At 42.1% G+C, this 18102-nt stretch carries 18 protein-coding genes and 2 tRNA genes; 5 read left to right on the forward strand and 15 right to left on the reverse strand.

The window, feature by feature from the left end:
• Window positions 1–12: 12 nt before the first annotated feature.
• From dprA to WCV88_05470, 3 genes are read left to right on the forward strand one after another with little or no spacing between them, the layout of a single operon-like run.
• A complete protein-coding gene (dprA, locus tag WCV88_05460; protein ID MFA6475612.1) occupies window positions 13–864 on the forward strand; it encodes a DNA-processing protein DprA in 852 nt (283 codons plus the stop codon).
• Window positions 845–3433, forward strand: coding sequence for a type I DNA topoisomerase (gene topA, locus WCV88_05465; protein MFA6475613.1), 2589 nt, complete (start codon window positions 845–847; stop codon window positions 3431–3433). The genes dprA and topA overlap by 20 nt, the downstream gene beginning before the upstream one ends.
• Before the next feature lie 28 nt (window positions 3434–3461).
• Window positions 3462–4889, forward strand: coding sequence for a RelA/SpoT family protein (locus WCV88_05470; protein ID MFA6475614.1), 1428 nt, complete (start codon window positions 3462–3464; stop codon window positions 4887–4889).
• On the opposite strand, the gene WCV88_05475 is transcribed toward WCV88_05470, so the two are convergent.
• Together WCV88_05475 and WCV88_05480 are read right to left on the reverse strand one after the other, a co-directional pair.
• Complete coding sequence (locus tag WCV88_05475) at window positions 4886–5689, reverse strand: ParB/RepB/Spo0J family partition protein (GenBank protein MFA6475615.1); 804 nt, start codon at window positions 5687–5689, stop codon at window positions 4886–4888. The two genes, WCV88_05470 and WCV88_05475, sit on opposite strands and share 4 nt — an antisense overlap.
• A gap of 3 nt (window positions 5690–5692) precedes the next feature.
• The gene (locus tag WCV88_05480; protein ID MFA6475616.1) at window positions 5693–6454 is read right to left on the reverse strand and encodes an AAA family ATPase; all 762 of its coding nucleotides are present in this window, start codon (window positions 6452–6454) and stop codon (window positions 5693–5695) included.
• A gap of 63 nt (window positions 6455–6517) precedes the next feature.
• Here WCV88_05480 and WCV88_05485 point away from each other — a divergent pair.
• Window positions 6518–6601, forward strand: a tRNA-Leu gene (locus WCV88_05485).
• On the opposite strand, the gene WCV88_05490 is transcribed toward WCV88_05485, so the two are convergent.
• From WCV88_05490 to WCV88_05510, 5 genes are read right to left on the reverse strand one after another with little or no spacing between them, the layout of a single operon-like run.
• The gene (locus WCV88_05490; protein MFA6475617.1) at window positions 6602–7318 is read right to left on the reverse strand and encodes a response regulator; all 717 of its coding nucleotides are present in this window, start codon (window positions 7316–7318) and stop codon (window positions 6602–6604) included.
• Window positions 7305–8006: a HAMP domain-containing sensor histidine kinase gene (locus WCV88_05495; protein MFA6475618.1), complete on the reverse strand. Its 702-nt coding sequence runs from the start codon at window positions 8004–8006 to the stop codon at window positions 7305–7307. Before WCV88_05495 ends, WCV88_05490 begins: the two co-directional genes overlap by 14 nt.
• Window positions 8007–8010: 4 nt before the next feature.
• A complete protein-coding gene (locus WCV88_05500) occupies window positions 8011–8598 on the reverse strand; it encodes a Fe-Mn family superoxide dismutase (GenBank protein MFA6475619.1) in 588 nt (195 codons plus the stop codon).
• A gap of 4 nt (window positions 8599–8602) precedes the next feature.
• Window positions 8603–10072 (reverse strand): DUF4430 domain-containing protein, encoded by a 1470-nt coding sequence (locus tag WCV88_05505; protein MFA6475620.1) that lies wholly within the window; start codon window positions 10070–10072, stop codon window positions 8603–8605.
• 17 nt (window positions 10073–10089) lie between these two features.
• Window positions 10090–10653, reverse strand: coding sequence for a DUF4430 domain-containing protein (locus WCV88_05510; GenBank protein MFA6475621.1), 564 nt, complete (start codon window positions 10651–10653; stop codon window positions 10090–10092).
• Between the two features lie 70 nt (window positions 10654–10723).
• Between WCV88_05510 and WCV88_05515 the strand changes: the two genes are divergently transcribed.
• Window positions 10724–11470, forward strand: a complete 747-nt coding sequence (locus tag WCV88_05515) for a hypothetical protein (GenBank protein MFA6475622.1) — start codon at window positions 10724–10726, stop codon at window positions 11468–11470.
• 76 nt (window positions 11471–11546) lie between these two features.
• On the opposite strand, the gene WCV88_05520 is transcribed toward WCV88_05515, so the two are convergent.
• The 8 genes from WCV88_05520 to WCV88_05555 form a co-directional block, all read right to left on the reverse strand.
• Complete coding sequence (locus WCV88_05520) at window positions 11547–12128, reverse strand: DUF4352 domain-containing protein (protein MFA6475623.1); 582 nt, start codon at window positions 12126–12128, stop codon at window positions 11547–11549.
• Window positions 12129–12220: 92 nt separating this feature from the next.
• Complete coding sequence (locus WCV88_05525; GenBank protein ID MFA6475624.1) at window positions 12221–12505, reverse strand: HU family DNA-binding protein; 285 nt, start codon at window positions 12503–12505, stop codon at window positions 12221–12223.
• 90 nt (window positions 12506–12595) lie between these two features.
• Window positions 12596–13801: a trypsin-like peptidase domain-containing protein gene (locus WCV88_05530; GenBank protein MFA6475625.1), complete on the reverse strand. Its 1206-nt coding sequence runs from the start codon at window positions 13799–13801 to the stop codon at window positions 12596–12598.
• A gap of 64 nt (window positions 13802–13865) precedes the next feature.
• Window positions 13866–13937, reverse strand: a tRNA-Arg gene (locus WCV88_05535).
• A 45-nt stretch (window positions 13938–13982) separates the two neighbouring features.
• Window positions 13983–14789 carry a hypothetical protein gene (locus WCV88_05540; GenBank protein ID MFA6475626.1) on the reverse strand — a complete coding sequence of 269 codons (807 nt, stop codon included), beginning with the start codon at window positions 14787–14789 and terminating at the stop codon, window positions 13983–13985.
• A 34-nt stretch (window positions 14790–14823) separates the two neighbouring features.
• Window positions 14824–16503 carry a DUF2207 domain-containing protein gene (locus WCV88_05545; protein ID MFA6475627.1) on the reverse strand — a complete coding sequence of 560 codons (1680 nt, stop codon included), beginning with the start codon at window positions 16501–16503 and terminating at the stop codon, window positions 14824–14826.
• Window positions 16493–17281, reverse strand: a complete 789-nt coding sequence (locus WCV88_05550; GenBank protein MFA6475628.1) for a hypothetical protein — start codon at window positions 17279–17281, stop codon at window positions 16493–16495. Before WCV88_05550 ends, WCV88_05545 begins: the two co-directional genes overlap by 11 nt.
• A 19-nt stretch (window positions 17282–17300) precedes the next feature.
• Window positions 17301–18102, reverse strand: an 802-nt coding sequence (locus tag WCV88_05555; protein ID MFA6475629.1) for a hypothetical protein, incomplete at its 5' end; no start/stop codon positions are given.

An 18102-nucleotide genomic window follows, 5' to 3' on the forward strand; every position in this document is an offset into this window, starting at 1 on the left:
CGGGTTTTTATTATGGTAATTTCATCCCAAGATCTCCCCCCGTTGTTGCGAGAAATCCCCCATCCGCCACACTTATTATATAGCATCGGTGATGCGGCCACCTTATATCAGCCGGCCATTGCCATTGTGGGTAGTCGCGCCATGACACCGTATGGTGCAGCCGTTTGCGAGCAAATCACAGCCGCGTGTGTCCGGGCTGGTTTAGTCATTGTTAGCGGTTTAGCCACTGGTATCGATGCCGTGGCTCACCAAACTGCTTTACAACACCATGGCCAAACTATTGCGGTGCTTGGTTCCGGTTTAAATGATTCTGTCATGTTTCCAAGTGCCCATCGTCAACTCGCCGATAGAATAATATCTAATCATGGTTTGTTACTATCTGAATATACAGAAAAAACTGTGGCTAAACGTCATCATTTTATTGCCCGAAACCGCCTCTTGGCTGGTTTGTGTTTAGCTACTGTGGTGATAGAAGCCGCTGAACGATCGGGCGCCATCAACACCGCGCATCATGCTTTAGAATCTAACCGTTTAGTCTTTGCTGTACCCGGTTCAATTTTTAGTAGTCGCTCAATTGGCACACATAATTTAATCAAACAGGGTGCCATTTTAGTAAACACGCCAGCTGATATTTTATCTGAATTGAATTACGTCTCACCGGCCACTCACCCAAACTTAACAAATATTTCTACTCTGCAAAACACTATTTTACAACACTTGTCTGGTGGTGCCATACATTTGGAATTATTGGCTCAACAGGTAGATTGTGATATTGCGACTTTGCAACAAAACTTGACAGATTTAGAAATAAAAGGAATAGTACGGAAGAATCTTTGGTCAATGTATGAAATTAGTCATAGTTGAAAGCCCTACAAAAGCAAAAACGATTAAGAAATTCCTCCCGAGTGGGTATGTTGTTGAATCAAGCTTAGGTCACATCCGCGATTTACCAAAATCAGCCAGCGATATCCCTGCGCAATACAAAACCGCTAAATGGTCTCGTTTAGGAATTGATGTGGAACATGATTTTGCACCACTCTATATCATACCGAGTGATAAAAAAAAGCATATTGCGGTTTTACGAAAATTAGTTAAAGAGGCCGATGAACTGTTTCTCGCGACTGATGAAGACCGCGAAGGAGAAGCTATTAGCTGGCATTTACTGGGAGTGTTACAACCTAAGGTGCCGGTGAAACGCATGGTGTTTCATGAAATTACTAAAGACGCGATTCTAGCCGCCCTGGAACATCCGCGTAGTGTAGATATGAATTTGGTGTCAGCTCAAGAAACGCGCCGGATTTTGGATCGTTTATATGGTTATGAAATCTCGCCCATCTTGTGGCGTAAAGTTGCTCCAAAATTATCGGCCGGACGTGTGCAAAGTGCCGCTCTACATTTAGTGGTGGAACGTGAAAAAGCCCGTATGGCCTTTCGTAGTTCAGCTTACTATGATGTGACAGTAAATTACGATCGCTTCACTGGAAAAATTACAAAGGTTGGTGATAAGAGAGTCGCTGGTACTAAAGACTTTGATAACACCACTGGTGAATTGTTAGCTAAAGCAAAGTCAGATGTGGTGGTATTAGATGTGGTATCTGGCCAAGCTCTCGCCGATCGAGTGGCTCCACAAACTTGGCAAGTGAGTGATGTTCAACAAAAACCGCTCACTCTCACACCTAAGCCACCATTTATCACTAGTACCTTGCAACAAGATGCTGGCCGTAAACTCAGTTGGCCGGCTGGTAAAACCATGCGCGTGGCTCAACGTTTGTATGAACAAGGTTATATTACTTACATGCGTACCGACTCGGTTAATTTATCTGGTGAAGCCATTTCAGCCGCTCGGCAAAAAATAACTAGTCTCTATGGTGAACCATATTTACCAGATGCTCCCCGCCAATATCGCAGTAAAAAATCCGCCCAAGAAGCGCACGAAGCCATTCGTCCAGCCGGTAAAGATATGCGCACCGCTGATGAGATTGGTTTGAATGATGAAGAAGGCCGTTTATATGACTTAATTTGGAAACGAACTGTTGCTTCACAAATGGCCGATGCGAAACTGCAACAAACTTCCGTCCAGTTAACCTACACCGATGTGATAGCTCAAGCCAGTGGCCGCACTATTCAGTTCGCCGGTTTTATTAAAGTCTATAATGAAAGTAGTGATGATACATCTAGTGAGGCTGAGGTAGTGTTGCCTAATTTACAAACGGGTGAACCGGTTCAATCGATCAGTGCGGAAAATTTGGAACATCATACCAAACCACCGGCTCGTTATACCGAAGCATCGCTAATTAAACAATTAGAAAGTGACGCAATTGGTCGCCCGAGTACCTATGCCACGATTATTGATACGATTCAAAATCGCGGCTATGTTTATAAACAAGGTGGCGCTTTAGTCCCGCGGTTTGTGGCGTTTGCAGTGGATGCCTTATTGAGTCAAAACTTCCCCAATGTCGTTAACACTGCTTACACCGCCGCTATGGAAGACGATTTAGATCACATCGCCGAAGGAACTGTCACCTCTCTCCCCTATTTAAAAAAATTCTACTTTGGAGATAAGACCGAAGCTGGTTTAAAAAACATGCTCCAGGTTGAAATTGATCCACGCAAAACCTGCACGATTCCAATTGGCCACGATGCCGCCGGACATGCTATAAACGTTCGGGTGGGTCGGTTTGGTCCATTTGTTGAACGTGTCCTTACCACCGGTGAAGACACCGCCAGTATTCCTGATACGATTGCGCCGGACGAATTAACCATCGCCCAAGCAGTTGAGTTTATCGAAAAACGATCAACCGGTCCCACTCCATTAGGCACAGACCCAGTGTCCGGAAAACCCGTGTATGTTCTGGATGGCCGCTTTGGACCATACGTGCAATTGGGTGATCGAGAAAGGATCGCTGAAAAGATGAAGGAAGATGAAGACGCTGAAAAGAAAACGGGCGAAAAGAAAAAAAAGAGAATAAAGAAAGAAAAGACCATTAAACCTAAAATGAAAGGGTTATTGCCGGGTATGAAAATACCAGATGTGACTTTAGATGTGGCTTTACAATTATTGGAGTTACCAAAAGTGTTGGGTGTTTATGAATCATCCGGCGAAAAAATTGTCGCTGATAATGGTCGCTTTGGTCCATATATCAGGTGTGGTGTAGAAACGAGAAGTTTGAGCCCAGAAGATAATATCCTTACTCTAACATTTGAGCGCGCTTGTGAAATGTTAGCTACTCCAAAAGTGAAAGGTCGACGCACGACAGTATTAAAAATCATCGGTGATCACCCTACCTTGAAAGCCCCCATGCAATTATGTAACGGTAAATACGGACCGTATCTTAAATGCGGTAAAGTGAATGCCGCCATTCCCAAAGGCCAAGATCCAATGACAATCACCCTAGACCAAGCTGCCGCTTTAATTACCGCCCGGAAGAAATAAACATAACACGTAGGTTATAATAGAAACTATGAAACGGGAAGAACTAATGGAATATATCAAAGAACAGGTGCCGGATGCGGATTTTGACCTGCTGGAACGAGCTTTTGACTTTGCTGAAAAAGCGCATGAGGGACAAATGCGCAAATCTGGCGCCCCGTATTTTGATCACCCCAAAGCCACGGCTTACAAATTGGCCACCTTTGGGATGGATGACAAAACCATCGCGGCCGGTTTGTTGCACGATGTGCCTGAAGATACTGAGCGGACCCTTAAAGATATTAAAAAAGCGTTTGGTTCAGAAGTAGCTTTCTTAGTGGAAGGTGTGACTAAACTGGGTACATTGAAATACCGCGGGATTCAGCGTTATGTGGAAAATCTCTGCCGCATGTTTGTCGCCATGGCCAGTGATGTGCGCGTGATTGTGATTAAATTCGCCGACCGCATGAACAATTTGGAAACATTATCAGCTCTGCCTCCAGAAAAACAGCGCCGCATCGCTTTGGAATCTCTCGAAATCTATGCTCCCATCGCCAATCGCCTGGGCATGGGTGATGTGCGCGGACAACTGGAAGACTTATCTTTCCCGTATGTTTATCCGGAAGAATATGCCTGGCTGTTAAAAAAGATTGAATTAGAACAACGCCAAAAGGAAAAAATTGTCCGTAAATTACAACAGGCCGTTAGTAAAACTTTGTCTGATCATCATATTGCTTTCATTTCTGTACATGGCCGGGCTAAACATATTTATTCACTGTATCGTAAATTAATCAAACATGATCGTGATTTGGCCAAAATATACGATCTGGTGGCTTTGCGCATTATTGTCGCTGATGTGTCTCACTGTTATGAAACACTGGGCATTGTGCATAAACTCTGTCCGCCTTTAAAAGGTCGGATTAAAGATTATATTGCCCAACCCAAACCCAACGGTTATCGGTCGTTGCACACAACAGTGTTTACGCCCGATGGCGAGATTGCTGAAATTCAAATTCGCACCCCAGAAATGCACGACGAAGCTGAGTTTGGTATCGCGGCGCACTGGCACTATAAAGAAAGTGATCAAACCGCTATTCCCAAAGAAAAGTTGGGTTGGATTCAACAATTAGCGCGCTTAAAACAAGACATTAAAGATGAAGAACAATATCTAACGTCATTAAAAATTGATTTATTTCAGAACCATATTTTTGTCTTCACCCCACGCGGTGATGTGATTGATTTACCGGATAATGCCACCCCATTAGATTTTGCTTATCATATTCACACCGATATTGGGCATAAATGTGTTGGCGCTAAAGTAAATGATGCGATGGTAGCCTTAGATACCACCCTGAAATCGGGTGATGTGGTTGAAATTCTGATTGATAAAAACCGCAAATTACCCAACCCAGATTGGCTTAATCTGGTAAAAACCAATTCAGCCAAACGACACATTCTACAAAAACTTAACCGTACTTAACTATTACGAGTGATTTTTTTAATGATAGTGTTTAACTCCGCTGGAGAATAATATTCAATAATAATTTGCGTGGGAGTAATTTTTACTTTAGTACCCAAAGCTGTAGCTAATTCTTCGGAAAACACACCGGATGGTAAACTATGACGTTGTTTAGTGACACCAGACACCGCGGTGGTTAATTTTTGCACAGACAAGTGATCAGTTTTAATCAACTCCACATACCGACGCTGATCACGTTCGTTATCTAAACCCAATAATACCTTAGCATGCCCTTCGGTGATTTTACCCTCGGCTAAGGCTTTTTGAATATCGCCGGGCAAATCTAATAAGCGCAAAGTGTTTGAAAAACTGGAGCGTGATAACCCAAGTTTTTTAGCCGCTTCATCATGGTTCAAACCAAACTCCTGTAATAATTTGCGGTAACCCTCGGCTTTTTCAATTGGACTTAAATCTGAGCGTTGAATATTTTCAATCAAAGCCAGCTCGATTTTTTCTAATTCATCAACCTGTCTGACAATCACTGGCACGGTTTCCAAACCGGCAATTTTGGCCGAACGTAAACGACGTTCGCCAGCGATTAGTTCATAACCGCGTGCCGCCGGTGACACTAATAACGGTTGTAAAATACCATGTTGTTTGATGGATTGTACCAGCTCCTCAAGTTCTTGATGAGAAAAATGCCGCCGGGGTTGATGCGGATTTGGAACGATATCATCAACCGAGACTTGCGCCACGGCCGCTTGAGCAACCCGTTTATCAATTGATGGAATCAGGGAACTTAGCCCTCGACCTAGTGCCATAGATTATGAGTATAACATAATTTCTTTAGTTAGGGCGGCATACGCCTTACCACCTTTAGAATGTGGATCGTATACCGCAATGGGTTGCCCAAAGGATGGTGCTTCAGCTAATGTCACATTGCGTGGAATAATACTGGAAAACAAGCGATCGGGGAAATATTTTTGTAGTTCGGCCATGACCTCTTTGGATAATGAATTCCGTTTATCATACATCGTCACTACTGCCCCACTCACAAATAAGTCTGGTTGTAAATGTTGTTTAACTAATTCGATCGTCTGCAGAAGCTGACCTAAACCTTCCAGGGCAAAATATTCACACTGCACCGGCACAATCACTTCACTCGCTGCCACTAAAGCATTGACGGTTAACATATCCAATGACGGCGGACAATCAATTACCACGTAATCGTAATAATATAACACAGATTTTATAGCCTGTTGCAGTTGATATTCGCGCCGTTCGAGTGGCACTAATTCAACGGTCGCACCAGCTAATGAAATAGTGGCCGGAGCAATGTGCAGATCTTTCACGGCGGTTTGAAACAACACATTAGATAACGGCATTTTACCAATTATGACATCATAAATCCCCCGTTCCAATTGTTTAGCATTAATACCCAAATTGCTCGTGGCATTAGCCTGAGGATCAGCATCAATCAATAACACTTTTTTACCGGACAAGGCTAAAAAACTCGCCACATTGACGGTGGTAGTGGTTTTACCCACCCCGCCTTTTTGATTCGCAAAAGCAATTACCCGTGCCATATCGTAGTAGTATAGCGTATTGACACCTAATTGAAAAATGCTATTATCAAAACCGTTCAGTCGGCCGCGATGGCGGAATTGGTAGACGCATACGACTCAAAATCGTACGGATTTACTTCCATGAGAGTTCGATTCTCTCTCGCGGCACTAACGCACTTCAGAGATGACTTCAGTTTCAGCACCCTCAGCGGTAATCATTACTAAACCATTATCTAATTTTGTGTAGGTATACGGCGCTGTCCCATCTGGATCAATCGGTACAGTGGTGGCACTGGCCAAATCTGCCGGATATTTACCGTCATGGGTGGCAATATAATCAATAACAGCATCCATTAACTTATCAACATCGGCCCACCGTTGTCGATCTTGTGCCTGATTAATACGTTGCCAGGGATTAATCAAGATCACCGCAATAGCTGCTAAAATAGCTACCGTAGCAATAACGATGATTAACTCAAAGAGTTGAAAACCAGCCGGTGGTTGTTTGGCGGCTAAAATAGTATTAACTTTTTGCACCACTTTTTGCAAAGAAAAATTACTTTTCACAATATAATCAGCCACCCCTAAAGCTTTGGCCTTAGCAATGTCATCATCTTGACCTAAATTGGATAAGACTAAGACTGGCACTTGTTTTAGTTTCGGATTAACTTTCATTTGTTGTAATACTTCAAACCCATTCAGGCGCGGTAAAATCATATCCAATAATATAATATCCGGGCGCTGTGTTACCATCTTAGCCAACGCTTCTTCACCATTACCGGCGACCTCAATATTATCAAACCCTTCATCACGCATCCGTTCCGCTAGAATCTTAGATAAGAAGACTTCATCCTCAACAATTAGAATAGACTTACTTTGTTTCATAAATTGGTAATGTAAAATAAACCGTTGTGCCCTGATTAAGAGTAGAAACAACCCGGATATCACCACCGTGTAAACGAATAATCTCACGCGCAATGTACATGCCTAGACCCGACCCTTCGGTTTGTAATTCAATGGCGTTATCGGCTCGGAAAAACTTTTCAAATAAATGAGTCTGCGCCTCATCTGACATACCAATGCCTTCATCTTTTACGGCACACTCAACCATATTAGCTACAACCCGCGCACTAATGATTACTGGGCGATGACCACGTTGACTGTACTTAATGGCATTACTAACCAAATTAAGACAGACTTCGCGTAGTTTATCGCCATCGGCACTAACCGCTGGTAGATCGCTTGGTAGTTGAGCAGTGATTTCGACATTATTGGCGTGAGCAAAATGCAGCAACTCTTCCAACACGGGGTTAACTACCGTCGCTAAGACTACGGCCGTTGGCTTGATCATTAATTTACCAGCTTCCAAACGTGAGACATTTAATAAATCATTAATCAACGAAATCATGCGCTCATTACTTTGATACACTTGATGCAATTTATCACGCTGCCAATCATTAATGGGATTACCATGGCGATTTTCCAGCAACGTTTCTAAATACCATTTCATAGTTGAAGCCGGTGTCCGCAACTGGTGGGAAACTATAGAAATGAACTGAGTTTGCTCAATCATATTATTACTGTACCGCCACAAACCGTTCGGCTACTACTTGCCAATCTACTACTTTTAGAAAATTATCAACGTATTTGGCTTTGTCTGTACCATAATCAATGGCAAAGGCATGTTCCCAACAATCCAAAGCTAGCAAGACATTATTGTGGATCGGGAAATTCACGTTATGTTCATACATGATATAAGTATGCAGCATCCCGTCGATTTTATTTTTTGTAAGCACTACCCAACCTGGCGTGGAAGCCGCCGAACCTTTGATGTCGGCCACAAATTTTTCCCAAGTCCCCCAACTCGCTTCAATGGCAGCTCGAAATTGAGATAACTGCTCAGTGGTCTGGGCGGTCATATTTTCAAAATAAGCTTGATGTAAGTACGAACCGTTAAAAGCCACGGTTTCGCGCCGTTTTAATTCAGAAAAAGCTCCGTAGGTATAGTTACTTTCAACTGGATCAACCGTTTTTAATTTGTCTTGAATTTCATTTAATTTTTTGACATAGCCAGCATACAAACCGAGGTGAGTTTCCACCTGACGGTCAGTCATGCCTGGTAAGTGCCCAATGAGATGTTTGAAGTCTTTTACTTGATGGATCATGCCTCTATTTTAGCATAGCCAAGAGCGCATAGCTAGAGTTGAGAACGTTATTACTGTTAGAACCAAAGGTATCATATTTATACACACCTGTGGGAGCTTGGACTGACTGTAAAAACTGATAGCCAGTGCGATGATTGCGCCGGACATTATTCATATCTACGTTTAAGGCTTGAATTACCACCGCTGTACTGGAAGAGTTTGACGCACTATGTTCAGTATACCCCCAACCGCCGTCCAGATTTTGTTGGGAGCGTAAATACCGTACGGTTTGGCCATAATCATCATCTCCAGCGGCATTTAACAACTGCACATAATAGGCAGTAGTATCAACATCACTAACGGTGCTAGCAACAGCATAAGATAATCCACCATCAGTATTTATCGCTTGCTGTGCGGCCGTGATGGCGACACCAGCATCTTCCCCCACAGCGGTTAGAGCCAAACCAGCAAAGATATCATCATTCACATAAGCTTCATCACCAAACTGGTGATTATTTTTCATGGCTAATAAACGTGCCACATAATCCACCCCATTGATATTTCTCGCATTAAAACCCAACGCCTGAACAGCTAAAATGTGGCGAGCTATTTCCGTGGTAGCAAAAGGCATGGTGGTGGTCGGATCATAATTCAACACCGCCACTTGTATTTTACTTGTATCGGCACCGGTCTTGGCTAAAGCCAGAGCTGTCCACTCGGTTAAACTTTGACTATCATTTACTAAACCATTATCCCCAACCTGGTTAGATAAAAATTGTGTTGCCGAATTTATGGCCGCTTGTTGATCACTAACTGTAAATATCTGATTAGTACTGTATGGTTTCATTACCCGAATAAATGTATTATAAGTTCTGGTTGATCCAGTATTGTCTGCATAAACATTAAGGACACCAAGTGTATTTGGTTTATAACTGGCTTTGCCAAAGTTATCAGTGGTTTTTATAACATCACCAAAATGTACTTTAGCACCAACCACCGGCTGGCCGTCAGCTTTTACTCGGACGGTTAATTTATTTCCAGCCAACACTTCTTGGTTGGGTGTTTTTAATTGCAAAGCAGTATTTGGATACCCACCCAGTGACAAAATTATTTCATCACCATTTTGTACAGTATAATCAGCCAAACCGACACTGGCTGGAGTGTAATTCACAATAAATGACCAATAATCACTTCCAATGGCGATTTGATCGGCCAGGCTAGTGAGATATAAACCATAACTAGAGTCTTGTATGTCATAAGCAAAACCACCTAAGCTAGCGGCCTGTTTTAAAGCACACACCGCCTTAGCCCCAGTGATGACATGACGTGTACCATTAGTATCACGTATCGAGCAGCCAATATCACTTAAATAAACATCACCGGCATACACAGTGCCAGTAGCTGTTTCGATCCGAATATTTGTCTGAATATAATCGGCCGCAAAAACAGGTGAGGCAATTAAACTAAGTAATAAAGTAAAAAGAAAATGTTTCATAATTTTTATAAAAATAATTAATAATCTTGTTCAAACTGCCAAGTAATTTTGTCTCCCGCTACAACGGTGTAATCGGCTACTCCCACGTCGGCTAATTTACCATTCACATAATAAATCCAATGGTAACGCGGTTTTTTATCTGATGACACACCGGCTATTTCTTTTACAAATATGCCTAAAGATGAATATTTTTCCCATTGATAACTAAAATTACATTGTTCAGCCGCCAGTAACATTACAGCTTGAACCGTTTTGTCTTGTTTGATCGTCACCTCGCACCGCTTGGCTACTCCTGGCCCACTAATGGTGACTATAACACTGTTTATCACACCTAACTTTGGCTCAACTACTGGTGTTGGTTCTGAATTTGGTGTTGCACTGATAATTGGATCCGGTGTGACAACAGATTCCTCAATAACTACCGGTGGAGCAGTATCCGATACCACAGCTGGGCTCTCCACAAACTTTACCTCTTCTAATTTAGGATCATTATTTTTATACAACATCACGCTGGCCACCCCAATAATGGAAAGCACGGCCAGAGCCGGTAAATAAATTGTAATAAGTCTTTTCCAAATCATATTTAATATAGTGACGCATAGATTACTCTACTGGGTGACAGGCGTCAAGGTGATGGTGTATAGTGTAGCTATGACTAAACAAACATCAAACCAACCAATATATATTTTATTCGGCTTAGTTATTGTAGTGTTAATAGCCCTCATCGGCTACTTTGCCTATTTATTGTTAGCCCCTGATAAAACTGTTTCAACCACTTCTAATACCAACACTGTGGCCAATACTAATACAGTAAAAAATAGTAATTCTACTACCAATAAAAATTCAACCAAAAAGAATGGTAATACAAATAAACCCACCAATGATGAAGGTTTAGTTGAACCAAATAGTAATGACAATACTAATACTGTAAATGATAATACGAACACATTAGAAGTATCGGATGTTGTAGCCAAAGATGGTGAAGAAATCATCACATTGTATTTTCCTAAATCTGACTCTGATTGCGGTACTGTTTTCCCAGTCAAACGCGCTGTCACACCGAGTGATGATTTTTATGGTCAAATTATATTATCTGATATGTCTGGCCCAGCTGATACCGAAACTGGCTACACCTCGGCTATACCGTCTGGTTTGCACTTACGCCGGGTCGAATATACCGGTTCCGGCCCGGTGGTATATGTTGATGAAGCGTATGATAGCCTAGATGCCTGTGCTAAACAAACCGCCTCGGCTCAGCTGATTGAAACCGCCAATGCCATGTTTGATTTACCTGAAGGTACCTCCGGTGAGGTCATTGTCGGCACACCGCCTGAAGATACCACCGATACAACCAATACAAATAGCGATACAAACAGCAACACCAACACGAATTATTAAACCCTGACATAAAAACAAGCAGCGGGCGAATATTATTCGCCCACTGCTTGTTTTTGTTTTTTATTATGTTTAACTTTTATAACCCCAAATCGATGCGTACCTCGGCTTTTGGCAAGAACGATAGATCATTCCCCACTAAGGCTAAACCGGTACTATCCTTTGGCACGGTAAAATAACCATCCCATTCCACTGTTTGGGTTGGTTGCACACTGATGTAGATAGGAGATTTATCGCTATCAACATAAATAGTGGTATCGGTTGAGGCATCAAATTGATTCTCATCAGCATCAATTACATATATACCTCTAGTGGTGACGGTACCAGATTCTTTACTATTATTAGTGACCGTTCCTTTGATATGTAACCAGGTGAACCCTTCGGCGGCTGGGGTATCTTCGGCAATAATTTTCCATTCAGGCAGTGTAGCTGAAGCTGGAATAACATCCATTTGTTCAACCAATGTGACTTTATGAATAACGTCACCAGCTGGTGCATCCTCACCAACGGCATAGGTTTTTGGAGCAGCCGTATCAGCCGAGGGTTGATTAGTTGAACCAGTCTTTGGTGCAGTGTTTGTCTTAGTAGTCGGCAAACAACCAACACCAGTCACCACAACGGTGGCTACCAGCAAGGCGGTTAATGTGTATGATGTGCGCATACGTCTTGAGTGTTTTAAAAATTAGGTTTTATGCTTTGAATAATACAACCCCGCTGATTACGGGGTTGTATGGCTAACCGTCAATCTAGTATTTAGAGAACGGCATCTTTAGCTTGTTTGGCGACACGGAATTTCAGCACAGTTTTGGCTGGAATTTGAATTTGTGCACCAGTGGCTGGATTGCGACCCACCCGGGCAGCGCGATGTTTTTTCTGTAATTTACCCAAGCCTGGCAAGGTAATCTCACCGGCTTCCTTGGTTTGCTTGTAGATCATGTCTACGAGCATGTCCCACATGGAGACAACTTGCTTCTTGTTTAAACCTGCTTTTTCAGACAGGGCGGCCATGAATTGGCTTTTGGTCATTGGCTTTGCCATAATGATACGGTTAATAATTGTTTAAAATACTCTACAGAACGGAATAATACACTATTGCACGGTAATATGTCCAGTCCAAACGGCCAATATCTATTGGGTACGCTCCTCTAAAGTAACAAAGATATCTTTTTCTTCACCATCGTGTAAGACCTGCAAAGTAACTTTATCCCCCACCTTGTATTGGGAAATTAGGGTAGTTAAATCGTGTTTTTCATCCAATGTTTGATCATTTATCTTAAGAATAATGTCATTTTCCTGTATCCCGGCTTTGTCGGCTGGGGAACTGGGAACAACGGCTAAATCTGTTGGGTCTTGGCCACGCAACACTAAGGCGCCGGCATCAACTGGTAGATTGTTCTTCTTTTTAAGATCAGGGGTGATATTCATATATCTAACTCCCAAATATGATCGACTGATTTTACCAGTGGTTTTGACAGTTTCAAAGGTACTTTTTACCAAATTACCGGGTAACGCAAAACCAATATTTTCGGCTTGAGCCATGGCCACATTTACGCCAATAACCTTACCGGATAAATCTAGTAATGGGCCACCGGAATTACCTAAATTAATCGCGGCATCAGTTTGTACCAGACCCTGTAATTGTTCTGCCTTACCTGAACCATCTCCCGCTTGAATTGACCGAGCTAAACCCGACACAATGCCAACCGACACCGAATTGCTAAATTCACCTAAGGCGTTACCAATGGCAATGGTGGTTTGCCCTACATTTAATTGATCAGAATCACCAAATTCCAGAAAGGTAAAATCATTCCCGTCGATTTTTATAATAGCAATATCATTGGCCGGATCACGCGCCACTACGATAGCCGGATATTTGGTACCATCATTGGCATAAACAGTATAATCAGCCGTATCATCAGATACAACGTGTTTGTTAGTCACAATATAGCCATCGGCTGATACTAAAAACCCTGAGCCACTACTAACTTCCTGTTTTTGCGTACCATTTTGTCGATACTGCGGCATGGAAAAACCAAAGAAATCCTGTTGATCATAATATTGTTCATACACCGGCACATCTTGAGTAGCCACAATCGACACCACAGCTGGCTTAACTTTATCTACTACTGTGACAACTTGATTATCACGATCGGCTACCGGTGCCACGCTCACGGCTGAGCTGGTAGTGCTTGAGACTGGAGCTGGTAATACTTTCCACACTGCCTCAGGTTTATACAGGAAACAAGCCAGTATGGCACCAACCAATAGTGCTGTACCCAGCAAGCCACTAATAAATCCAAGAAAAATTGTTGCGCTGATAGTTTTTATAGTCATATACCCAAAGTATACAACTCACCCAAATACTATCAAGTGTAGTAGATGTGGAAAACTCTAACTGTGCCCCCGAGAAGAATCGAACTTCTATCGCAAGATCCGGAATCTTGTGTCCTATCCATTGAACGACGGAGGCGAAAGAGCTGTTCTATCCTAATATATATCGCTTAATTTTACCAGGCTAGACTTTTAGTACGCGTGGTTGTTCGACAATATATGGAACATTTTTTTCAGATGATTCTGGTTTATTTATCCTTTCTATTTCGGCTTTTTCATTGTAATTAAACAAGCCTTGCACTAACCGTAGATTATGAAGATTATCACGACTAGTTGGTAATGGCTCACCACTGTGTCTTTTTGCCTCAGCTAGTAACAAACTTAAATTGATTAGAATCAACACAACGGCGCGCGGAAATTGATTCGCTATTTTTGCATTTACATCAGGCATCTCATCTTTGGCTGTAATAATTAGATCGATCGCTCGCGAGATATCATGTACAGTATCATCTATAATTGGATCAGATGTTAATATGTGATGAGAAATATTTTCTAATAATTGTCTGAATTCTCGACCGGCTGGAGACATTTTCCAAGCCGCGGTTAACTCTGTTACTCCTGGTAATGTTACCTCCTGCTTGCGCCGTTTTCCAGAGGTATAGACATTTATATTTTTTGTCCGCTCAGCATGAGTGGCTAAACGCTTTATTGTATCAGCGGCTGAACGCATAATTGTCTGAGCAGCAAATTCTTCCATAAATCGAGCGGCTTGCTCCATAGCATGAGCTGGGCTATAAAAACCATCAGCGGCGTCTGGCGGTAACTCAGGCACATGCTGGGCAACAAATTCACGCACCTTGTGGGCAGTATCTCTAATGGTAACAACTGGTTTTGGTACCGTTAATACCTCTATCATGGCATCATGTATACCATTACCACTTATCATGGTACGTTCGCGTTTTGGATGTGGTTCACCTCGTCTAACAGACATAATAATAATGACAGATTATATCAAGAATAATTTTTTACCATCGCCCGCCGCCACCACCGCCAAAACCACCACCGGAGAACCCTCCCGAGCTAAAGCCGCCACCACCGGAACGCCCTGAGGCCGGGGCTTTGAAGCTATTAGTGGTATGACTAGCGGATAACAAAGCTGAGTTTAACAACATCAAATTAGCTCCATGTAACCAATGGGGTGGTTCAGTCAGAATAGTTTCAAATTGTTTTACCCATTGTTGTTCTACTCCAAAAACGATGGCGTAAGGCAATAATTTTTCAAACAGAGTGGGGGTTAATTTGGGCACCTGAGAAAATTTTAAGCGCTCAGTTTCAGTGACACTTAAAAACCATTTTAAACCAAGCAATAACTGTTTAACATCCCGCCCAGCCGTATTGTACGGTATACGCCGCATGACAAAAAAGAATGACACAATACCACACACGAATAATACAATACCGGTAATAACTAAATGACGCATTTGTTGTTCATTACCAAAGCCGATTAATAATCCCCCACCAATAAAGCCAACGACACTATAGGCTGATAAAAGTACTTTGATCGTTTGTTTGGTTTGACTCAACCAACCTTGTTGTTTTATTAAAGCCGCGGCCTCATGGTTGGCCAAGTTAATAAAACCAGCCCCATACAGCGTAGTTTTGGATAATTCAACCTCAGTTTTGGTGCTAAATACTAATTGACGCAACATGGTAATTACACTATCAGTGCGCCCCTCTTTACCTAACGAGCGAATGGTACTGACGGCTTTTTTAGTTTGATCATAAACAAATTCCAACTCACCAACCCGAGCCGATTCAATCAATTCTGCCGCGATGGATTTATTCGTGATTGTACCGGTAGTCAAATATTCGGCTTGATAGGGCGAAGTTATGCCAGCCGGGACATCATAAATTGGTATCAATGGTTTGCTGGGTTTAACCGAACGATTCAACCACCATAATGTAATTGTGACAAGAAAAATTAGCGGTATAAAAACCACTGACCAATTGTTTTGAAAAATACGCCAATATCTTTCTGACTGACTGGGCATTTGCACTACCGTAGGGTTAACCGCCACCAACACAGTCAGATAATCATACGGTTGCAGTTGAGACACCATAGCGGTATAACCATCATTTATTTTGGTATAGGTACAAGTGGCGGTAGAACCAGACGGACCAAAATAACATTGTGCGGGATAATCTGGTAAATCACTGTCTGGCGGTAAATGCACCGTCACAGAGGCAAGGTTGATGAGCACCTCCCACTCGCCGCCAATCGCGTTCCAATACAACTCAACGTAGTGAGTATTATTTTTTTGATAATCTGTCAGAACCCCGTCAACTTGATAATGAATTATAAATGTTTGTAATCCAGTCATGGTTCTAAGTGGGTTGCCGATGCGCCAAAATACTTGCTGGTTAGTTGATTCATCAGTAATCGGCCAATTTGAATCTAGTAATTTAACTGAGATAGTATCGTTCAATAGCCCATTAACATACTGGGTGGGGATGGTGCGCGTAATACCGTGGCCAGGTAAATCACCAAAATCATATTGAATAGTTTCTATCACATCAACTACACCAGCCGGTTGAACAGTTAAATCCACATCATATTGCGTGATCACATCAGTTGCCTGTACCGCTTGAGCCACACTCAGCCAGATTAAACTACCACACAAAACTGATAATAATTTAGAACCCATGCAATGTGAAAGTTTGTTTGGTTTGTTTTGCCCAATCAATCAATATACGTTTGGATAATTTCGCAATGTTAGATTTTACAATTACCCGATATTTTTTCACGTTACCTGGCAAATGATCAGCAATAAACCTACCTTTATTATTTGTCTGACCTGTCCAAATTTTAGTACCGTTGGGCCGGCGCACTGTAACGCTCACCTTGCGTAAACGGTTTTGCCTAGTGTCTTGCACGATACCAACCAGTTCACCATCTGACTCAACTTTTATGCTAACTGTATCAATGTCAACAAACGTTAAAGCCGTACTGTCATTCACGACCGCTAATGTTGCTACCACGGTTTTTCCAGATAACGAACCGGCTTCTAAAACAGATTTAGTCCAGGTACTAACATCACCGTCACTGGCCAAAAAAGTTTGGCTAGCCACAATTTCACCGGTATCTTGACGTTGTACTGTCATACGCAAATAGTCATGAGCGGTATCATTAGTGAACAAACGATAATAAAAACTCACTGTGGTGCGACCAGTTCCGGTGGGAATATTCACTGTCTGACTAATCGATTGGATTTGACCGGTTTGTCCCATTGTCAAAAACAAACCATCTAAGGCATATTGATCAATAATATTTGTACCGGCCACTTTTACTCCCGACCATCCCACTAAACCGGCATCGAATTTACCGTTGGTAACGAGATCGTCACTAAACACAGCCGCATGGCTGGGTTGACTTAATGTTAAACCAACTATTAAACAGACTAGAGTCGATAATCTTTTAATCACGGTACTATTATACCACTTCTTAAAACGGTTTCCAATTGAACACCGTTTTACCAATGCCGTTGACCTTGATCTGAGCCACTTTATTTTTTATCTCTACACGGTAAGTCCCGCCGACATAATGATAACTAGTTCTTTTTAATAAATGAAAAGCATTACTACTAGTATCGTAACTATAGGCTCTAAAATACAAGGTATTATGTCCATGTGAAGAAATAACAAACTCTTCCGTACTGGCAGCATTATTCAGATTTCCAACGGCCGGTTGTCGCCAGTGTAATTTGGTATGAATTTTTTGAACATCCAATAATGTACCATTGATATTATACATGTGTAAGGTAGAACCGGATTTTTTCTTGACAGCCAGCACGTATTTTGTGCCATTAATATTCACTAACCGGGCAATAACGCCAGACTTTGGAAAAGCCAGCCATTGTCTGATTAGAACATCATTACTGTCATACAGTTTAACCATACCAGGACCGGTTTTGGTTCCGACCACATAAGCTACTGCTCCAATTGATTGAGTGCTGATGTTTGTATCGTCGTCATTGGCAACATACCCAGCCGGTGCGGTGAGAGAACAGACAGAAATAGTATCATTAGGATCACCCAAACCATTATTGTCCTCGTCGCGGTAATAAGTTTGATTATCGTGAATAGTAGCATCACTATCATTACAATCTGTCCCGGTGACACTGCCATCATTATCGTAATCATTATCATTGGCATCATTTTTATTTGAGACATAACCGGTCGGTACAGTGTAAGAACAAATCGAAGTTGAGTTAGCGGGATCACCTAGACCGTCATTATCATTATCC

The sequence above is a fragment of the Patescibacteria group bacterium genome (genome assembly GCA_041665365.1).
Taxonomy (GTDB): Bacteria; Patescibacteriota; Patescibacteriia; order UBA9570; family UBA9570; genus UBA9570.